General features: G+C 69.7%; 20 protein-coding genes. 6 read left to right on the top strand and 14 right to left on the bottom strand.

Going from position 1 to position 18,714, the window contains the following annotated elements; all coding sequences use genetic code 11:
- The first annotated feature begins 93 nt into the window (after positions 1–93).
- From recA to ACT53Q_RS10890, 4 genes are all read left to right on the top strand, one after another.
- Positions 94–1,131 carry a recombinase RecA gene (gene recA, locus ACT53Q_RS10905; RefSeq protein ID WP_476186664.1) on the top strand — a complete coding sequence of 346 codons (1,038 nt, stop codon included), beginning with the start codon at positions 94–96 and terminating at the stop codon, positions 1,129–1,131.
- A gap of 317 nt (positions 1,132–1,448) precedes the next feature.
- Complete coding sequence (locus tag ACT53Q_RS10900) at positions 1,449–1,883, top strand: GFA family protein (protein WP_476186663.1); 435 nt, start codon at positions 1,449–1,451, stop codon at positions 1,881–1,883.
- Positions 1,884–1,978: 95 nt separating this feature from the next.
- Positions 1,979–2,290, top strand: a complete 312-nt coding sequence (locus tag ACT53Q_RS10895) for a putative quinol monooxygenase (protein WP_476186662.1) — start codon at positions 1,979–1,981, stop codon at positions 2,288–2,290.
- Positions 2,291–2,321: 31 nt separating this feature from the next.
- A complete protein-coding gene (locus ACT53Q_RS10890; RefSeq protein ID WP_476186661.1) occupies positions 2,322–2,852 on the top strand; it encodes a nuclear transport factor 2 family protein in 531 nt (176 codons plus the stop codon).
- Between the two features lie 36 nt (positions 2,853–2,888).
- Here the strand turns inward: ACT53Q_RS10890 and purU are convergent, their stop codons facing one another.
- The 5 genes from purU to ACT53Q_RS10865 form a co-directional block, all read right to left on the bottom strand.
- Positions 2,889–3,752, bottom strand: a complete 864-nt coding sequence (gene purU, locus ACT53Q_RS10885; RefSeq protein ID WP_476186660.1) for a formyltetrahydrofolate deformylase — start codon at positions 3,750–3,752, stop codon at positions 2,889–2,891.
- Positions 3,753–3,857: 105 nt separating this feature from the next.
- Positions 3,858–4,862 carry a glycerophosphodiester phosphodiesterase gene (locus ACT53Q_RS10880; protein WP_476186659.1) on the bottom strand — a complete coding sequence of 335 codons (1,005 nt, stop codon included), beginning with the start codon at positions 4,860–4,862 and terminating at the stop codon, positions 3,858–3,860.
- Between the two features lie 152 nt (positions 4,863–5,014).
- Complete coding sequence (gene nfi, locus ACT53Q_RS10875) at positions 5,015–5,737, bottom strand: deoxyribonuclease V (RefSeq protein ID WP_476186658.1); 723 nt, start codon at positions 5,735–5,737, stop codon at positions 5,015–5,017.
- An 84-nt stretch (positions 5,738–5,821) separates the two neighbouring features.
- Positions 5,822–6,829 carry an NAD-dependent epimerase gene (locus tag ACT53Q_RS10870; protein WP_476186657.1) on the bottom strand — a complete coding sequence of 336 codons (1,008 nt, stop codon included), beginning with the start codon at positions 6,827–6,829 and terminating at the stop codon, positions 5,822–5,824.
- Between the two features lie 232 nt (positions 6,830–7,061).
- Positions 7,062–8,351, bottom strand: a complete 1,290-nt coding sequence (locus ACT53Q_RS10865) for a nucleotide sugar dehydrogenase (protein WP_476186656.1) — start codon at positions 8,349–8,351, stop codon at positions 7,062–7,064.
- Between the two features lie 278 nt (positions 8,352–8,629).
- On the opposite strand from ACT53Q_RS10865, the gene galE reads away from it, so the two are divergent.
- Positions 8,630–9,676 (top strand): UDP-glucose 4-epimerase GalE, encoded by a 1,047-nt coding sequence (gene galE, locus ACT53Q_RS10860; RefSeq protein ID WP_476186655.1) that lies wholly within the window; start codon positions 8,630–8,632, stop codon positions 9,674–9,676.
- Here galE and ACT53Q_RS10855 read toward each other — a convergent pair.
- The 6 genes from ACT53Q_RS10855 to ACT53Q_RS10830 all read right to left on the bottom strand — a co-directional run bounded on the left by ACT53Q_RS10855 (position 9,664) and on the right by ACT53Q_RS10830 (position 14,388).
- Complete coding sequence (locus ACT53Q_RS10855) at positions 9,664–10,557, bottom strand: alpha/beta hydrolase family protein (protein WP_476186654.1); 894 nt, start codon at positions 10,555–10,557, stop codon at positions 9,664–9,666. The two genes, galE and ACT53Q_RS10855, sit on opposite strands and share 13 nt — an antisense overlap.
- Positions 10,554–11,372, bottom strand: a complete 819-nt coding sequence (gene thiD, locus ACT53Q_RS10850) for a bifunctional hydroxymethylpyrimidine kinase/phosphomethylpyrimidine kinase (protein WP_476186653.1) — start codon at positions 11,370–11,372, stop codon at positions 10,554–10,556. The genes ACT53Q_RS10855 and thiD overlap by 4 nt, the downstream gene beginning before the upstream one ends.
- Entirely contained in the window at positions 11,369–13,060 is a 1,692-nt protein-coding gene (locus ACT53Q_RS10845; protein WP_476186652.1) for a SulP family inorganic anion transporter, read from the bottom strand. The genes thiD and ACT53Q_RS10845 overlap by 4 nt, the downstream gene beginning before the upstream one ends.
- Entirely contained in the window at positions 13,057–13,311 is a 255-nt protein-coding gene (locus ACT53Q_RS10840) for a helix-turn-helix domain-containing protein (RefSeq protein ID WP_476169931.1), read from the bottom strand. The genes ACT53Q_RS10845 and ACT53Q_RS10840 overlap by 4 nt, the downstream gene beginning before the upstream one ends.
- An 83-nt stretch (positions 13,312–13,394) precedes the next feature.
- The gene (locus ACT53Q_RS10835; RefSeq protein WP_476186651.1) at positions 13,395–13,967 is read right to left on the bottom strand and encodes a GNAT family N-acetyltransferase; all 573 of its coding nucleotides are present in this window, start codon (positions 13,965–13,967) and stop codon (positions 13,395–13,397) included.
- Positions 13,968–14,025: 58 nt separating this feature from the next.
- Positions 14,026–14,388 (bottom strand): helix-turn-helix domain-containing protein, encoded by a 363-nt coding sequence (locus ACT53Q_RS10830; protein ID WP_476186650.1) that lies wholly within the window; start codon positions 14,386–14,388, stop codon positions 14,026–14,028.
- Positions 14,389–14,723: 335 nt separating this feature from the next.
- On the opposite strand from ACT53Q_RS10830, the gene ACT53Q_RS10825 reads away from it, so the two are divergent.
- Positions 14,724–15,752: a hypothetical protein gene (locus ACT53Q_RS10825; RefSeq protein ID WP_476186649.1), complete on the top strand. Its 1,029-nt coding sequence runs from the start codon at positions 14,724–14,726 to the stop codon at positions 15,750–15,752.
- Between the two features lie 103 nt (positions 15,753–15,855).
- Here ACT53Q_RS10825 and ACT53Q_RS10820 read toward each other — a convergent pair whose 3' ends face one another.
- From ACT53Q_RS10820 to ACT53Q_RS10810, 3 genes are all read right to left on the bottom strand, one after another.
- Complete coding sequence (locus tag ACT53Q_RS10820) at positions 15,856–17,256, bottom strand: PhoH family protein (protein WP_476186648.1); 1,401 nt, start codon at positions 17,254–17,256, stop codon at positions 15,856–15,858.
- A gap of 139 nt (positions 17,257–17,395) precedes the next feature.
- The gene (locus ACT53Q_RS10815; protein ID WP_476186647.1) at positions 17,396–17,893 is read right to left on the bottom strand and encodes a peroxiredoxin; all 498 of its coding nucleotides are present in this window, start codon (positions 17,891–17,893) and stop codon (positions 17,396–17,398) included.
- Between the two features lie 2 nt (positions 17,894–17,895).
- Positions 17,896–18,558: a glycine cleavage system transcriptional repressor gene (locus tag ACT53Q_RS10810; RefSeq protein WP_476186646.1), complete on the bottom strand. Its 663-nt coding sequence runs from the start codon at positions 18,556–18,558 to the stop codon at positions 17,896–17,898.
- Between the last annotated feature and the right edge of the window lie 156 nt (positions 18,559–18,714).

The raw sequence follows: 18,714 nt of genomic DNA, 5'->3' as shown, positions 1-18,714 counted from the left end.
CGTCGCAGGTTTTGCGACGGATGCTCCCTAACCTGACGCCACTCCGGTTCCACACCGCCTTTCACAGCTACATCCACTGACGAGGATTCCACGATGGACGAAAACAAGAAGCGCGCGCTGTCCGCCGCCCTGAGCCAGATCGACAAGCAGTTCGGCAAGGGCTCGGTCATGCGTCTGGGCGACCGCCCGGTCGAGGTGGTCGAGGCCATCGGCACCGGCTCCCTGATGCTGGACATCGCGCTCGGCATCGGCGGCCTGCCCAAGGGGCGCGTCGTCGAGATCTACGGGCCGGAATCCTCCGGCAAGACCACGCTCACCCTGCAGGCGATCGCCGAATGCCAGAAGGCCGGTGGCACCGCCGCCTTCATCGACGCCGAGCACGCGCTCGACCCGACCTACGCGCAGAAGCTCGGCGTCAACGTCGACGACCTGCTGCTGTCGCAGCCCGACACCGGCGAGCAGGCGCTGGAAATCGCCGACATGCTCGTGCGCTCCAACGCCGTCGACGTGGTGGTGATCGACTCGGTCGCCGCGCTCACGCCGAAGGCCGAAATCGAAGGCGAGATGGGCGACCAGCTCCCCGGCCTGCAGGCCCGCTTGATGAGCCAGGCGTTGCGCAAGCTCACCGGCAACATCAAGCGCAGCAACTGCCTGGTGATCTTCATCAACCAGCTGCGCATGAAGATCGGCGTGATGATGCCCGGCCAGAGCCCGGAAACCACCACCGGCGGCAACGCGCTGAAGTTCTACGCCTCGGTGCGCCTCGACATCCGCCGCATCGGCAGCATCAAGAAGGGCGACGAGATCATCGGCAACCAGACCAAGATCAAGGTCGTCAAGAACAAGCTCGCCCCGCCGTTCAAGCAGGTCGTCACCGAAATCCTCTACGGCGAAGGCATCAGCCGCGAGGGCGAACTCATCGACATGGGCGTCGACGCCAAGCTGGTCGACAAGTCGGGCGCCTGGTACGGCTACGGCGGCGAGCGCATCGGCCAGGGCAAGGAAAACGCCCGCCAGTACCTCAAGGAGAACCCTGCGGTCGCGGCGAGGCTGGAAGCCGAACTGCGCTCGAAGTTCGTCGCCGCCGACGCCCCGCGCACCGAGGGCGATGACGACGACAAGGAAGATTGAAGGATGCGGAGGGGGCGGGCCCGGAAACCTCGTCAGTGGACGGCCCGCCCCTGAAGCACATTCGCGCTCGCCAGCGAGTGACGAATGTGCCGACAACCGATCCGGCGCGTCATGGACGGCGTGCCGGCGACGCGGGGCCCCAAACCCGCGTTGCATCGCGATGTTGCTCGCCGGCGGCATCGCTCGCCGGGAAACCCCAGGAAGGCGGTTTCCCGGTTTTTTTCGTGGTCGATGGAAGACGCCTGCTGACAGACCCTGTCAGTGGTGCGCCGGAGAATGCAGGCCTGCCTCGCACACCTCCCACGGAGCACCGCGCCATGCATGACGAAACCTCTTCCCGTTACCTTGGCGGCTGCCTCTGCGGCGCCGTTCGCTACGTCGCCACCGGCACACCGCCAATCGAAGGCAACTGCCATTGCCGCGACTGCCGTCGCGTGTCCGGCAGCGCCTATGCGCCGACGCTGTTCTTCCCCGTGGACGCGGTGGAGATCGCGGGCGAACCGGCGTGGTACGAGAGCACCGGCGGCAGCGGCCAGCCGATCCGTCGCGGATTCTGCGCGACCTGCGGGACGCAGCTGTTCGGCCGGCCCACGCTGCGGGCAGGCATGATCGGCATCCGTGCCGGCACGCTGGACGATCCCGCGCAGTACCGGCCGCAGGCGGACATCTTCACCGCGCATGCACCGTCGTGGGATCGCATGCTCGACGCCACGGCGAAATTCGAAACCGCGCCCTCCCTGCCGCCGGCATGACGATCGGGCGACGGCATGTCCTGGGCATCGCGTGCATCCTGGCTGCCGCGGCCGTGCTGCCCGGCTGCGCCACACTGACTGGAGGAGAACGCACGATGTTCGGTCTGATCGGAAGCCTGCGCGCCACGCCCGGCCAGCGCGATGCCCTCATCGCGATCCTGCTCGACGGCATCGCCGGCATGCCCGGCTGCCTGAGTTACATCGTCGCCCGCGACGCCGAGGACGACGACCTGCTGTGGGTCACCGAAGTCTGGGATGCCGAATCCAGCCACAAGGCGTCGCTGTCGCTGCCGCAAGTGCAGGCGGCGATCGCGAAGGCGCGGCCCATCCTCGCCGGCTTCGGCAGTCACACCGTCACCGCGCCGGTGGGCGGGCATGGCCTGTCGCCATCGGCGGCATCCGGATAGGATGCCTGCACCTCACCGGCGGGAGTGCGCCATGCGTCGTCTGTTCCTTGCGGGCCTGCTGTTGCTCGCGTGCGCCGGCGTCCGTGCCGGCGAGCCGCCGAAGGCGGAGATCCACCTCACGCCGGGCGCGCCGCCGCCGTCGCCCGAGGTCGTCGCTGCCCTCGCCGAGAAGGACCGCCAGCTGTTCGACGCCGTCTTCGGCTGCAAGCTCGACGTGCTCGCGACGCTGGTCGCGGACGACTTCGAGTTCATCCACGACAAGTGGGGACGCAACGCAACCTCGGGTGCCGCGTTCATGCAGAGCATGCGCGACAACTGCAAGGCGCAGGAGACCGGGCAGAACTTCCGCGCCCGCCGCGAGCTGGTCGAAGGCAGCATGCGCGTGTACATGCTCAACGGCTTCGGCGCGATGCAGATGGGCGAGCATCGCTTCTTCGCGCTCCAGCCCGGTCAGCCGGACCGGCTGACCGAGGCGGGCAAGTTCATCGATGTCTGGCAGCAGGTCGACGGCCAGTGGAAGCTGGCGCGGGTGATCAGCTACGACCACCAGTTGGCCGAGTGAGCCGGCGCCGCGGTCGGCCGTGGTTCGGGTCGGCGTTCAGACCGAGAACACCACCGTCCGCTGGCCGTTGAGCAGCACGCGGTCGTCCAGCCAGCAGCGCAGCGCCTGCGCCAGCACGCGGCGCTCGATGTCGCGGCCGATGCGGATCAGGTCGGCCGGCGTGTCGTGGTGGCTCACGCGCTGCGTGTCCTGCTCGATGATCGGGCCCTCGTCGAGGTCCGCGGTGACGAAGTGCGCGGTCGCCCCGATCAGCTTCACGCCGCGGGCATGCGCGCTGTGGTACGGCTTCGCGCCCTTGAAGCTCGGCAGGAACGAGTGGTGGATGTTGATGCAGCGCCCGGCCAGCTTCCCGGACAGTTCGTCCGACAGCACCTGCATGTAGCGCGCCAGCACCACGAGTTCGGCGCGCGTCTCCTCGATCAGCGACCACAGCCGCGCTTCCTGCTCGGCCTTGCCGCCCGGCGGCAACGGCAGATGGTGAAAGGGAATGCCTTCGAAATCGAGGTGGCGGTAGGTCTCGCGCGGATGGTTGGAGACGATCGCCACGATGTCCATCGGCAGCTCGCCGTTGCGCCAGCGGTAGAGCAGGTCGGCGAGGCAGTGGTCGAACTTCGACGCCATCAGCAGCACGCGCCGGCGCTCGCCGCGGTCGCGCATCGTCCACTGCATGCCGAAGCGCCCGGCCGGCACCGCGAACGCCTCGCGCAGCGCCTCGAACGACGCGCCGGTTTCGACCAGCGAGAAGACGGTCCGCATGAAGAAGCGGCCGCTGTCGGGATCGCTGTACTGCTGCGATTCCAGGATGTTGGCGCCATGCCCGAACAGGTGGCCCGAGACGGCGTTGACGATGCCGGGTTTGTCGGGGCAGGAGAAGGTCAGGACGTACTGGCGCGGGGACATGCAGACTTCACGAACGGAGGCGGGTCCGTGACTGTACACGCTGGCGGCCGGCCGCCGCGGCTGGCGTCGTTTGCAGCCGGCACCGCCGTGCCGGGCGCAGGTGGGTCAGCGGTCGCCGTCCACCGCGCGCCGGCCCAGCGCCGGATCGTCGGTGAAGAAAGCGTCGATGCCCAGCGCCAGCGCATCGCGGATCTGCCGCACCGAACCCGCTTCGCTGCGCGCGGCCGGGCCGCCGTCGCCGGCATACGCGCCGAGGAAATGGTTCTCCGGGCGGAAGGTGTAGACGATCACCTGCAAGCCGGCGGCGTGCGCCGCGTCGACCAGCGCGCTGCGGCCATCGCGCGGGTCGAGGTCGCGATACGCCGGGCCGATGGCATCGGCGTACTGCGCCACCTCGCGCAGGCCGTCGGCGCGCATGAGGTCGCCGTAGCGGCGCGGATGACCCGCGGCCACGGTGTCGTACGGCGTCTCGTGCGCGCTGCCGAACAACTGCAGCAGCCGCACGTTGGAGTCGCGTGGCACCTTCGCGCGCAGTGCGCGCAGGTTCGCGATCTCGAACGACTGGATGAGGACCGGCGCGGTGCGCGTGTACGCATGCGCGCGCAGCGCGTCGAGCAGGCGATCCTCCATCGCGAGGCCGGCCTGCGCGAAATGGGTCGGATGCTTGATCTCCGGCGCCAGGCCGATGACGTGGCCGCGGCGTGCGGACTCGGCGGCGACGAATTCCACGATCTCGTCGAAGGTCGGAATCTCGTACTGCCCATCGCGCGCGGTGCCGCGCAGTTCGGGCAGGCGCTCGCGCGCCCGCAGCGTCTTCAGCTCGGCCAGCGTGAAGTCCTCGGTGAACCAGCCGGTCACGCGCTCGCCGTCGATGGTCTTCGTCGTCTTGCGCGCGGCGAACTCCGGATGCGCGGCCACGTCGGTGGTGCCGGAGATCTCGTTCTCGTGCCGCGCGACCAGCACGCCGTCGCGGGTGCTGACGAGGTCGGGCTCGACGATGTCCGCGCCGTCCTCGATCGCCTTGCGATAGCTCTCCAGCGTGTGCTCCGGCCGCAGCGCGCTGGCGCCGCGGTGGCCGATGACGAGGGCGTGCACGGGCGGCGAAGGCATGCGGGCGTTTTCCTGCGGTGCGGACGCGCATCCTGCCACGACGGACGCGATCGCGAGGAGGCAGGCGGGCAGGAGGTGACGCAGGGAGATCGGGCGCATGCGCACAGTGTCGCCCAAGCGTGCGACAACGGCATGTCGATGCGGCAGGACGCTCACGTCGCGGGTGCGTTCGGGCGCCGCGAGGCGAGGGCGTCGGCCTGCCGCGTCGGTTCCGGCAGCCGGTAGCGGCCGACCTGCCGCAGCACCAGCGGTACCACGCTCGCCATCGCGACGCGGTGCCCGGGCGAGACCACCAGCGGCAGGCAGCGCGGCTTGCTGCGCAGCAGCCAGCCAACCTGGCGTCCGCGCAGGCGCAGCGGCACGTGCGCGCCGCGGACGTCGTCGAGCGGGCCGTCGGGCGTGCCGGCGAGGATCTTCTTCGCGACGCCGAGGGTGGGCAGCCCGGTCACGAGGCCGAAATGCGCGGCGATGCCGAGCCCGCGCGGATGGGCGATGCCCTGGCCGTCGACGAACACCAAGTCCGGCGTGCGCGAGAGTTGCGACAGTGCCGCGAGCAACGCCGGCAGTTCGCGGAACGACAGCAGGCCGGGCACGTAGGGCATCGTCGTCGGCACGCGCGCGACGTGCGCTTCCAGCACCTCGGCCGTTTCCGCATCCAGCAGCACCGCCGCGGCGCGCGTGGTGGTGCCCTCATCCTCGAAGCCGACGTCGAAGCCGGCGATGGTCCGCAGCGGCTGCGCGAAACCATCCTCGAGCGAGACCTGCGCCGCCAGCGTGCGCTGCAACGTGCGCGCGCCGGCGATGCTGCCGTCCCAGTCGGCGAAGGGCGTGGCGGCTTCGACCTGCGCAGGGCGCGGGATGGGGTCGTCCGTCATCGTCATCGATCGGTCCTCCTGCGTTCGCGGAAGTCGATCGTGTCCCCGCCGGTCTGAATTGCGCCGGAAGCGCAGGCCCGGAGGTCAGACGCCGTAGAACCCGCGATACCACGCGACGAAATTCTTCACGCCGACCTCGACCGGCGTGGTCGGCTGGTAGCCGGTGTCGCGGGCGAGGGCGGAGACGTCGGCGGCGGTGTCGGGGACGTCGCCGGGCTGCAGCGGCAGCAGGTTCATCGTCGCCTTGCGGCCGAGACACTCTTCCAGCACTTCGATGTAGCGCAGCAGTTGCACCGGATGGTTGTTGCCGATGTTGTAGACGCGGTACGGCGCCGACGACGTGGCGGGCGTGGGGTGGAGCGGGTCGTGCGAGGGATCGGGGCCGGGCACGCGGTCGAGGGTACGGATCACGCCCTCGACGATGTCGTCGATGTAGGTGAAGTCGCGGGTGTGTTTGCCGTGGTTGAAGACGTCGATCGGTTCGCCGGCGAGGATCTTCTTCGTGAACAGGAACAGCGCCATGTCCGGGCGGCCCCACGGGCCGTAGACGGTGAAGAAGCGCAGGCCGGTGGTCGGCAGGCCGAACAGGTGGCTGTAGGTGTGCGCCATCAGTTCGTTCGATTTCTTGCTGGCCGCATACAGGCTGACCGGATGGTCGACGCTGTCCTCCACCGCGAACGGCAGCTTGCGGTTGGCGCCGTAGACCGAACTGGACGAGGCGTAGACCAGATGCTCGACGCCGCGATGGCGGCAGGCTTCCAGGATGTGCAGGAAGCCCACGATGTTGCTGTCGATGTAGGCGCGCGGGTTTTCCAGCGAATAGCGCACGCCGGCCTGCGCGGCGAGGTTGACCACGCGCTGCGGTTGGAAGGCGTCGAACGCGGCTTCCAGTGTGTCGCGATCTTCCAGCGAGCCCTTCACGAACGAGAAGCCCGGCAGCGGCGTCAGCCGCGCGAGGCGCGCGTCCTTGAGCGTCGGGTCGTAGTAGTCGTTGAGGTTGTCGTAGCCGAGGACTTCGTCGCCGCGCGCGATCAGGCGCTCGGTGAGTCGGGAACCGATGAAGCCGGCGGCGCCGGTGACGAGGATGCGCATGGGGGTGTCCGCGACGTACGAAGCTGCAATTTTAGGCGCGAATGGTCGGAGATGTGCGATCCGGACTCCGCCGACGCAAACCGCCCCCTCCCCAACCCTCCCCCGCATGCGGGGGAGGGAGATTCGCGCGCAGCGCGAATGGGTGGGGGCACGCAACTCCCCCGCATGCGGAGGAAGGAGATTCGCGCGCAGCGCAGTCGAGGGCCTCAGCGTCGCCCGCAGACCTGGGGCATCAGAGCCGCCCGTCGACCTGGTCGCGCGGCAGCACGCCCTTGACGTCGAACAGCACGGCGCCGGGCTTGCCGAAGCGGCGGATGCCTTCCACGCCGAGGGCGACGAATTCGCGATGGGCCACGGCGAGGATCACCGCGTCGTAGGCGCCTTCGGCCGGCGCGTCGGTCATCGCGAGGCCGTACTCCTCCTGCGCGAGGTGCGCGTCGACCCACGGGTCGTGCACGTCGACCTGCGCGTGGTAGCTGCCCAGTTCGGCGAGGATGTCGACCACGCGGGTGTTGCGCAGGTCCGGGCAGTTTTCCTTGAACGCCAGTCCCAGCACGAGGATGCGCGCGCCGGCGGTGGGCAGGCCGCGCTTCGTCATTTCCTTCACCGTGCACTGCGCGACGTGCGGTCCCATGCCGTCGTTGATGCGGCGACCGGCGAGGATGACGTCGGGGTGGTAGCCGATCTGCTGCGCCTTGTGCGTGAGGTAGTACGGATCGACGCCGATGCAGTGGCCGCCGACCAGGCCGGGCTTGAACGGCAGGAAGTTCCACTTGGTGCCCGACGCGGCCAGCACCTCGTGGGTGTCGATGCCGAGGCGATGGAAGATCAGCGCCAGTTCGTTGATCAGCGCGATGTTGACGTCGCGCTGGATGTTCTCGATGACCTTCGCCGCTTCCGCCACGCGGATGCTGCTGGCCTTGTGCGTGCCGGCGGTGATGATGCCGCCGTACAGCGCGTCGACGAAGTCGGCGACTTCCGGTGTGGAACCGGAGGTGACCTTCATGATGGTTTCCAGCCGATGCTGGTGGTCGCCCGGGTTGATGCGTTCGGGGCTGTAGCCGGCGTAGAAGTCGACGTTGAATGTCAGGCCGGATTCGCGCTCGACGATCGGCACGCAGGCTTCCTCGGTGGCGCCGGGATACACGGTCGATTCGTAGATCGCCACGCCGCCCTTGCGGATCGCGCGGCCGACGGTGCGGCTCGCCGATTCCAGCGGACGCAGGTCGGGACGCTTGTACTCGTCGATCGGCGTGGGCACGGTGACGATGAAGACGTTGCAGCCTTCGAGGTCTTTCGCGTCGCAGCTGAAGCTCAGTTGCGCGGCGGCGCGCAGCTCGTCCTCGCTGGTTTCCAGCGTGCGGTCGTGGAAGCGCCGCAGCTCGTCCACGCGCTGCGCGTCGATGTCGAAACCGACCACGGGATGATGCTTTCCGAATGAGGCGGCGAGCGGCAGGCCCACGTAGCCCAGGCCGATGACGGCGATGCGGATGTCGTTGCGATCGGGCAGTGCGGCCTGCATGAGAGAGGGATTCCGTGTCTGGGCAGTGGAGATTCTACCGTGCGCCGCATGGCACACGTCGCGATCGGCCGTGCGGTCTTGCCCGCTCCGGGCCTTTCCCGCAGCATGGCGGCCGGCCCGGCAAGGGCCCGGCGACGAGCCAGGCAGGCGGGCAATCGCGGTTCGGCGTCACTCACGTGAAAAGCGCTGTCGTCCGGTCATCCGGCTCCGCGGCGGGTCCGTGTTCCCACGATCCAGCTTCATGACCCAGCTTCATGACCCAGCTTCCCGGAGGTTGCATGCGCGTTCTGGTCTGCGGTGGTGCCGGTTACATCGGCAGCCACACCTGCGTCGCGCTGGCCGCGCGCGGTCACGAGGCGGTGATCGTCGACAACCACGTCAACAGCGCACCGGCGGTGCTCGATCGCCTCGCCCGGCTGATCGGCCACGCGCCCGAAGCGCATCGTGTCGATGTCCGCGACGCCGCCGCGCTCGACCGCGTGTTCGCCGCAGGCCGTTTCGATGCCGTGATCCACTTCGCCGCGCTCAAGTCGGTCGGCGAATCGGTGTCCAGGCCGCTCGAATATTTCGACAACAACCTCGGCGGCACGATTTCGCTGCTGCGCGCGATGCAGGTGCACGGCGTGCCGCGGCTGGTGTTCAGTTCGTCGGCGACCGTCTACGGCGAGCCGGAAAGGCTGCCGCTGGACGAATCCGCGCGACTGTCGGTGACCAATCCCTACGGCCGCACCAAGCTGATGGCGGAGGAGATCATCGCCGACGCCTGCGCGGCCGACCCGCGGTTGAGCGCGATCAGCCTGCGCTACTTCAATCCGGTCGGCGCGCATCCGTCGGGCCTGATCGGCGAGTCGCCGAACGGCATCCCGAACAACCTGATGCCCTACGTCTGCCAGGTCGCGGTGGGGCTGCGACCGCGCCTGCAGGTGTTCGGCGGCGACTGGCCGACGATCGACGGCACCGGCGTGCGCGACTACATCCACGTGGTCGATCTCGCGCGTGCCCACGTGCACGCGATCGAAGCGCTGGCGGGCGAGGGCGGTGCGGCGCCGGCGACGGGCCATCCGCTGCATGGCCACAGCGCGATCAACCTCGGCGTGGGTCGCGGGATCAGCGTGCTGGAATTGGTGCGCGCGTTCGAGGCCGCGAGCGGTCGGCCGATTCCTTTCGACATCGTCGATCGCCGCGTCGGCGACGTGGCCGAGGTCTACGCCGATCCGCAACTCGCCGAGCACCTGCTGGGCTGGCGCGCGGAACTCGACGTCGACGCGATGTGCCGCGACGCGTGGCGCTGGCAGTCGATGAATCCGAACGGCTACGAGGTCTGAAGCCCGCGGACGAGCGCGTCCGCGACGGCCTCGGGCCGGCGCATCCAGGCGAAATGATCGGCGCGCGTGCCGAGCTGTGCGGCGTCGAGCACGCTGCGATGCACCGCGACCGGCCGCAGCTTGCCCAGCAGCCAGTCCAGCGAACCCGACGGCACCAGCCAGTCGTCGGCCAGCCGCACCGCATCGACTTCGACCTGCACGCCGGCGAGTGCGGCGTCCAGATCGGTCGCCATGCCCGCGGCAGCGTAGCGTCCGCTCAGCCCGCTGCGGGCCCAGTCGCGGATCACGCCGCGGGCCTCGCGTCCGCCGAAACCGATCGTCCGCCCCGGCAGATGGCCGCGGCGATCCGCCAGCCACGGCGCGAAGCGATAGGCCAGCGGCAGCAGCCAGCCGCGTGGCGCCGGGAAGCTGCGCCAGTACGGCGCGCCGCCGGCGACCAGCCACAGCCGCTGCGCCGCAGCGGGCTGCAGCGCGAGCAGGCACGTCGCCAGCTGCGAGCCCAGGCTGTGGCCGCCGACGATCCGCGGCATGTCCGGGCAGGCGGCCTGCATCGCCGCGAGCGCGGCCGGCAGGTCGTCTTCCAGCAGGGTGCGGTAGCCCCAGTTGCGATCATGGCCGGCACGGACGTCGCTGCTGCCGTGGCCGCGCCATTCGTGGACGAACACCGCGACGCCGCGCGCGGACAGCGCTTCGGCGAAGGGCAGGTAGTGTTTCGCGGCCACGCCCAGCGCGGGCAACCACAGCAGCGCCGCGACCGGCGTCGCCGGCCGGCGCACCAAGAGCCGGAAGCGATGGCCGTCGGTGGCGGCGACCGGCAGGCCGTCGTCGTCCAGGCCGTCGTCGATCGCGGGCGCTTCCGCGTCGCGCGGTGACGCGGTCACGCGGGTTCGGCGGCGCCGAAGTGGTCCAGCACCAGCACGTTGCCGCGGCCCGGGCGCGTTCCGCCGAGCAGCGCGCGATGCACGTAGTCCGAGGCACCGCGGCAGGCGTCTTCCAGCGACGCACCCAGCGCCAGCCGCGCGGCCAGCGCGGCCGCCAGCGTGCAGCCGGTGCCGTGGGCGTTGACGTCGAGCCGCGGGTGGACGATCTCGCGATGCATCCGCCCGCCGGTGTCGCGGCGCGCGGAGAACAGGTCGATCACGGTGTCGCCGCCCTGCAGGTGGCCGCCCTTGAGCAGCACCGCGCCGGCGCCGAGGTCCAGCAGGTCGTCGCAGGCGGTGCGCATCGCGGCCAGGTCGGGGATCGACCGGCCCAGCAGCAGCTCGGCTTCGTGCAGGTTCGGGGTGATCACCGTCGCCATTGGCAGCAGGCGCTTGCGCACCACTTCGATCGCGCTGTTCGCCAGCAGCTGCGCGCCGGAGGTCGCGACCATCACCGGGTCGACCACGATGAACTGCGGGCAGTGCTGGTCGAAGGCCTTGACCACCGCTTGCACGGTGTCGGCGTTGCCGAGCATGCCGGTCTTCACCGCGCCGATGTCGAAATCGTCGAAGCAGGCCGCGATCTGCGCGCGCAGGAACGGCAGCGGCGGCGATTCCACCGCCGTCACGCCGCGGGTGTGCTGCGCGGTCAGCGCGGCGATCGCGCTCAGCCCGTGGATGCGGTGGGCGGCGAAGGTCTTGAGGTCGGCCTGGATGCCGGCGCCGCCGCCGGAATCCGAGCCGGCGATGGTGAGGGCGGAAACGGGACGGGTCACGACGGGTCATCCTCCATTGCGGTGCCTGCGATCAGTTCCTGCGCCAGGGTCAGCGCCGCATCGTAACCGGGAACGATGTGCAGCATGCCGTGCCGGGGGTGCAGGTGCATCTGCGCGAGCACCCGCCGGGGCTGCGCCTGCAGGCCGGAGACGATCAGGACGATGCCGCGGCGCTGGCAGCGTTCCAGCAGCGCCTCCAGCGCGTGCACGCCGCTGGCGTCGATCACCGGCACCAGCCGCATGCGCAGGATGAAGATCTTCGGCGGGACCCGGAACTGGTCGAGCAGGTCGTCCAGGCGGTTGGCGGCGCCGAAGAACAGCGGCCCGCTGATCTGGAACGCCTCCACGCCCGCCGGCAGGCGCTCGCGCTGGGTCGGGTCGGCGCCGTCGTCCTCGTCGCCGCCCGTGCCGCCCTGGATCTCCACCGCCTCGGCCATGCGGAACATGAAGACGAACGCCGCCAGCACCACGCCGACCTCGATCGCCACGGTCAGGTCGAAGAACACCGTCAGCAGGAACGTCGCCAGCAGCACCACGCGATCGCCCTTCGGCGCCGACAGCGTGTGGCGGAAGGCTTCGACCTCGCTGATGTTCCAGGCCACGATCAGCAGGATCGCCGCCAGCCCGGCCAGCGGCACGTAGCGCATCAGCGGCGCCAGCAGCAGCATGAACAGCAGCAGGAACGCGGCGTGCAGCATGCCCGCGAACGGCGTGCGGCCGCCGGCGCGGATGTTGGTGGCGGTGCGCGCGATCGCGCCGGTCGCGGGCAGGCCGCCGAACAGCGCCGAGGCGGTATTGGCCACGCCCTGCGCGACCAGTTCCATGTTCGAGCGATGGCGGCCACCGGTCATGCCGTCGGCGACCACGGCCGATAGCAGCGATTCCACGCCGGCGAGGAAGGCGATGGTGAACGCGCTCGGCAGCAGCTCGCGGATGCGATCGAACGGGATCTGCGGCAGGTCGAAGGTCGGCAGCGCCGAGGGCAGGCCGCCGAACTTGCTGCCGATGGTCTCCACCGGCAGCGCGGCGCCGGCCGCGGCCAGCGTGCACAGCAGCAGCGCGATCAGGAACCCCGGCCACGCGGGGCGCCAGCGGCGCAGTCCGAGGATCGCGACCAGCCCCAGCACGGTCAGCGCGATCGTCGCCGGCTGCGCGCTGCCGAGGTGCGCGGCATAGGCTTCCCAGCGCGGCAGGAACTCGGCCGGCACCTGGCCCATGCGCAGGCCCAGCGCGTCCTTCACCTGGCTGGAGAAGATGCTGACCGCGATGCCGGCGGTGAAGCCGGTGACCACCGGCTGCGGCATGTACTTCATCAGCGTGCCGAGCCGCAGCAGGCCGGCGGCGATCAGCATCAGCCCGGCCATCAGCGTGCACAGGATCAGCCCGCCGTAGCCGAACTTCTGGATGATCGCGAACACCACCGGGATGAAGGCCGCGGTCGGCCCGCCGATCTGCACCTTCGAGCCGCCGAGGAAGGAGATCAGGAAGCCGGCGATGATTGCCGTGTGCAGGCCCTTCTCCGGCGTGGTGCCGCTGGCGATCGCCAGCGCCATCGCCAGCGGCAGCGCGACGATGGCGACGGTCAGGCCGGCGATGGCGTCGGCGCGCAGGTCGGCCAGCCGGTAGCCGCCGCGCAGCACGGTCAGCGCCTTGGGTGTGAAGCCGCTGCGCCAGTTCGCGGGGCTCATATGGCGGTCTCCTTCAGGCGCACGCCGCGGCCCTGGCCCTGGCTGGGCTGGCCGTTGCCGATGAGTTCGACGCCGGCCGCGTCCAGCGCGTCGACGATGCGGGTGAGGGTGGCGACCATGCCGCGCACGTGGCCCTGGCTGGCCTCCATGCGCTGGATGGTGGGCAGGGACACGCCCGACAGTTCGGCCAGCCGGCGCTGGTCGATGCCGAGCAGGGCGCGCGCGGCGCGCATCTGGGCTGAGGTGATCATGCGGACTCCATCGGAGGACCGCAGTATCCATGTCCCAGATCGCTTGTATCAAGTATCAGATGGTCGAAGTGATGTATGAAACATCATTTGGCCGGGCGCGCGGGCGGATCCTCCCACAGCGCCATGTCGTCCGGGATCAGCGAGTGGACCACGCTCTCCACCGAAGTCTCGCCCACCAGCAGGCCGTTGCGGGCGATGCCCTCGCAGACCGCGCCCAGCTTCATCGCCACGCGCAGGCTGGCGCGGTTCTCGGGTACCACCTGGATCGTGATCCGGCGCAGGCCCAGGGTGTCGAAGCCGAAGCGCACGACCTGCCGCGCCGCCGCCACCGCGATGCCGTGGCCGCGCACGGTCTCGACGACCCAGTAGCCGAGGTTCGCGCTGCGGTGCGCGGGAATCCGCTGGTTCAGCCCGACGCTGCCGAGCAGGGCGCCGGTGGCGGCGTCGAACACGCCGAAATGGTGCTCCGCGTCGCCCTCGCGCATCCGCGTGCAGAACGCGATCCAGCCCTCGGCCTGGGCGAGGTCGTAGGCGGGCGTCGCCCACGGCAGCCACGGCGACAGCGACGGCAGCGACGCGCGCACCGCCGCGTGCAGCATGCCGGCATCGTCGGGACGCCACGGGCGGATGACGGGGCGGAAGGCAGCATCGGTCATGGCGGTTCCGGGGACGGCGATGTCGACGATGGTAGCGCCACGGTCGCGTTGCCGCGCGTCAGCGCACCATGCTGCGCATCAGCGCGACGACCTGCTCGCGCTGGCGGTTGGGCATGCGCCGCAGGCAGCGCAGGCAGTCGAGTTCGAGGTCGCTCTCGGCGCACGCGGACGGTTCGTCGTCGGGCGCGAACGGTGCCGCGTCCTCCGCACGCGGCGGACCGTGTCCCAGCGCCAGCCATTCCATCCGCGTGCCGGTGCAGCGCGCGATCGCGATGAGGTGGCGCGTGCTCGGTGCGTTGCCCGCGGGATGTTCCCAGCGCGTCACCGCGCCGCGCTGCACGCCGAGGCGCGCGGCCAGTCCGCTCTGGCTCAGGCCGCAGAGGCTGCGTGCGCGGCGGATCCGTTCGTTCAACGTCGGCATCGTGCGGCCCTCCATGGACGTGGACAACGCGACCTGCACCTCTGGAAGTTGTATCAAAACGCTTTCCCCCGCAATGGGAATGCAGCCTGCACGACGCGCGCGATCGATCGATTCGATCGCGCAGCCGCGCGGCGCGCATCGACCTTGCGCACGGTCGCATCTCCGGCGCGGTCGCATCGATGGCATCGATGATCGCGCGTCGCCCGATCCGCCGGCCTGCGCGTTTCCTGCGCGATATCGCGCCATGTGCGCCGCTTCGGACATTGTCGGCCGCATCGCGATCGTCGAGATTCGGAGCGCGGGCCAGTACCCGCTCCAGGACAAAGGGGTTTGACATGCGTTCGATCCTCAGGAAGTCGATCCTCATCGCCGCCGCGTGCCTCGCGCCGGCCGCCGTGGCCGGCGTCTCGTGGTGGTCGTCGACGATCACCCGCGACGGACGCGCGCCGGAAGCGATTCGCGGCGAACTCGCCGCGAACATCGTGAAGACGTGGTCCACGGACGCCGCCGCGCGGCATGGCGTGTCGCCGCAGGCCTGGTCCGCGCGGATGGCGCCGACCTTGCACCAGGTCGACATGGCGAACCTCGAACGCGCCGCAGGCGAGCCGACCCTCGACGGCATGCAGGCCGCGCTGCTCGGCGCGTCCACCGCCAGGCGCGCCGGTGCGCCGACCAAGCTGGGCGCGGCCGGCGCCGATCTGGTCTACACGCCGCTGACGCCGTGCCGCATCGTCGACACCCGCGTCGTCGGCGGGCCGATCGGGAACAGTGGCGCACGCAGCTTCATCGCGTACAGCGCGTCGGGTTTCGCCGCGCAGGGTGGCGATCCCAGCAACTGCGGCATCCCGCAGAACGCTTCCGCGCTGCAGGTGAAGCTCACCGCGTCGCGTCCCATCCTGGACGGCTACTTCACGGCGTATGCGTCCGATGTCGCGCGGCCGCTGGTGTCCTCGCTCAACTACCTCGCCGGCAAGGACACGTCCAACGGCGAGATCGTCTCGCTCTGCCGCCCGGGCTGCGCCACGCAGTTCACGCTGTTCACCTATGCGCAGAGCGATGCGGTGATCGACGTCGTCGGCTACTACATGGAGCCGGTGGCATCGGCGCTGGACTGCACGGTGGCGCAGCAGACCGGCAGCCTCGATCTGCTCGGCGGCCTGCAGACGCGTTCGGTGAATTGCCCGGTCGGCTATGCCGCGACCAGCGGCGGCTGCGGCGGGCCGCTGGGAATCGGCATCAGCAACTCGCAGCCGGTGATCACGTCCGGGCAGCCCACCGGTTGGCGCTGCGATCTGGTCGGTTCGCTGCTGTCGGTGCTCACGTACCAGGTCAGCGCGACCTGCTGCCGCACCGCGGGACGTTGAGTCCGCGCCGCACGCGAATCTCCGGGGGAGAGCCTTCGCGCAGGGACGCGCAACGAAAACGCCCGCCGATCGGCGGGCGTTTTCGTCGGCAACGCGAACGCCGTCAGAGCACTTCCGAGGCGTAATCCGCCAGCCGCGAACGCTCGCCGCGACGCAGGGTGATGTGCGCGCTGTGCGCCCAGCCCTTGAAGCGGTCGACGGCGTAGGTCAGGCCGGAGGTGGTCTCGGTGAGGTAGGGCGTGTCGATCTGCTCGACGTTGCCCAGGCAGACGATCTTCGTGCCCGGGCCGGCGCGCGTGATCAGCGTCTTCATCTGCTTGGGCGTGAGGTTCTGCGCTTCGTCCAGGATCAGCCAGCGGCTGAGGAAGGTGCGGCCGCGCATGAAGTTCAGCGAACGGATCTTGATGCGCGACGCGAGCAGGTCATTGGTCGCCGCGCGGCCCCAGCTGCCGCCCTCGGCGTTGTTCGGCATCAGCACTTCGAGGTTGTCGGTCAGCGCGCCCATCCACGGCGTCATCTTTTCCTCTTCCGTGCCGGGCAGGAAGCCGATGTCCTCGCCCACGCTCACCGTCGCGCGGGTCATGATGATCTCGCGGTAGCGCTGCTGGTCCATCGTCTGCGCCAGGCCCGCGGCCAGCGCCAGCAGCGTCTTGCCGGTGCCGGCGGTGCCGAGCAGCGTCACGAAGTCGATGTCCGGATCCATCAGCGCGTTGAGCGCGAAGTTCTGCTCGCGGTTGCGCGCGGCGATGCCCCACACCGCGTGCTGGTGGCTACGGTAGTCGTCGACGATCTGCACGGTGATGCGGTCGCCGTCGACGCGCGCCACGCGCATCTCCGCTTCCTCGTCGCCGGGCAGGAACAGGAACTGGTTCGGGAACCAGTCCTCGTCGCCGTCGCGGGTGAATTCGTAGAAGGTGCGGCTCTTCTCGGTCCACGAGCGCAGGTTCGCACCGTGGCGCTGCCAGAAATCCTCCGGCAGCGCGGAGACGCCGGTGTAGAGCAGACTGAAGTCGTCGAGCGCGCGGTCGTTCTCGTAGTCCTCGGAGGCGATGCCCGCGATCGAGGCCTTGATCCGCAGGTTGATGTCCTTGGAGACGAACACCACCGGCGTTTCGGCCGAGGTTTCCTGCAGCAGCAGGATCGCGCCGAGGATCTGGTTGTCCGGCATCACCGCGCCGAAGCGCTTGGCCGAATCGAAACTGCCGGTCTGGAAGCGCAGCTTGCCGATGCTCTCGGCCGCACGCAGCTGCAGGCCCTTCGGCCGGGTCAGCGGGATGCCGGTGACGAGCTTGTCGGTGCCGTGCGCCTCGATCAGTTCGTTGATGAAGCGGCTGACCTGGCGCGCGTTGCGGCTGGCTTCGGAGGTGCCCTTCTTCGCGTTGTCCAGTTCCTCGATGACCTGCATCGGCAGGAAGACGTCGTGCTCCTCGAACTTGAACAGCGCGGTGGGATCGTGCATCAGCACGTTGGTGTCGAGGACGTAGATGCGCTTGCCTTTGGTCATCATGCGGATGCGGGGCCTCGGCCCGTGGGCGGGAACGTGGAGGAAGGCGGGAATGGGAACAGAAGCGCATGACGCGCGCGCGACGAGGCCGCCGCGACCCGCGGGGCGGGGCGTCGGCGCAACCTGAAACGAGCGTCGGTCACTGCGACTGTGCGGCCTGGAGCGCGTCGAGCACGGCCCGGGCGTGGCCCGGCACCTTCACGCCGCGCCATTCGGCGGCGAGCTTGCCCTTCGGGGCGATCAGGAACGTGCTGCGGACCACGCCGAGCACCTTCTTGCCGTACATGTTCTTCTCGCCGATCACGCCGAAGGCGTTGCACAGCGCTTCGTCGCCGTCGCTGACCAGCGGGAACCTGAATCCCTGCTTCGTGCAGAAGTTCTGGTGCGACTTGATCGAGTCGCGCGACACGCCCAGCACGTCGGCGCCAAGCTTCGCGAACTCCGGCAGCAGCGCGTTGAAGTCCAGGCCCTCGGTGGTGCAGCCGGGAGTGGAATCCTTCGGATAGAAATACAGCACCAGCCAGCGGTCGGTGCGGGCCGAGAGCGTCGTCGTCGTGCCGTCGGACAGCGCCAGCGGCAGGGCGAGGGTGGACTTGGGAAGCGCTTTGCCGAGGACGGGAAGGGGCGCGTCGGTCATCGTCAGAACTTCATCGGGTCCATGATGGCGTCGAGGTTCAGATGGTCGCAGAACTCGAGGAAATCGTCGCGCAGCGCCGCGATGTGCATGTCGGCCGGCACGCCGATGGTGACCTGCGCCGAGAACATGTCGGCGCCGGTCTGCATCGCGCGGTAGCGGGCGCAGTGCAGGCTTTCGATGGTGATGCCCTGGCGGTCGAAGAAGTCCGCCAGCTGGTAGAGGATGCCCGGCTTGTCCGCGGCCACCACTTCGACCACGTACGGCAGCAGGTTGGACTGCGGCGGCTTGGGGCCGGTGCGGTACCAGATCAGCTTGAAGCCTTCCTCGCGCTCCAGCCGGGTCAGCATGGCCTCGAGCTTGGCGATCGCGTCCCACGGGCCGACCGCCAGCGCCGTGACCGAGACGTCGCGGCCGACGGTGGACAGGCGGGCGTCGACGAGATTGCAGCCGCTGTCCGAGATCCGCCGGGTCACCGACAGCAGCGGCGACTGCGGATGCGTCGTGTAGGCGTTGATCAGCAGGTAGTTCTCGTTCGGCGCAGGCCGGGCAGCGGGGGAAGACTCGGTCAAGGTGGCGTCCGCGGCGGGAAGTGGTGCGAAGAGGATGGTGCGCAGGTCCGTCGTGCGCACGGCGCCGGGGACACGGTGGTCAGCATACTGGTCCATGGTTTCGCGCCGCAAGGCAAACCTTGTCCTCGCCGGGGTGCCGGCGCGCGCCAAGTGATTGATTCCCGGTTCCCGGACACGGTGTCCGCGGGGCTTGCGCCGGTCCCGCAGGAAGGCAGTGTCGCGTCCCGGTGCCCCGGATTCGCATGGGATGGC

This window comes from Lysobacter sp. DMC97, from assembly GCF_056313745.1.
Note: the sequence above shows the minus strand (reverse complement) of the source record. Positions and strands in the feature narration are given on the sequence as shown.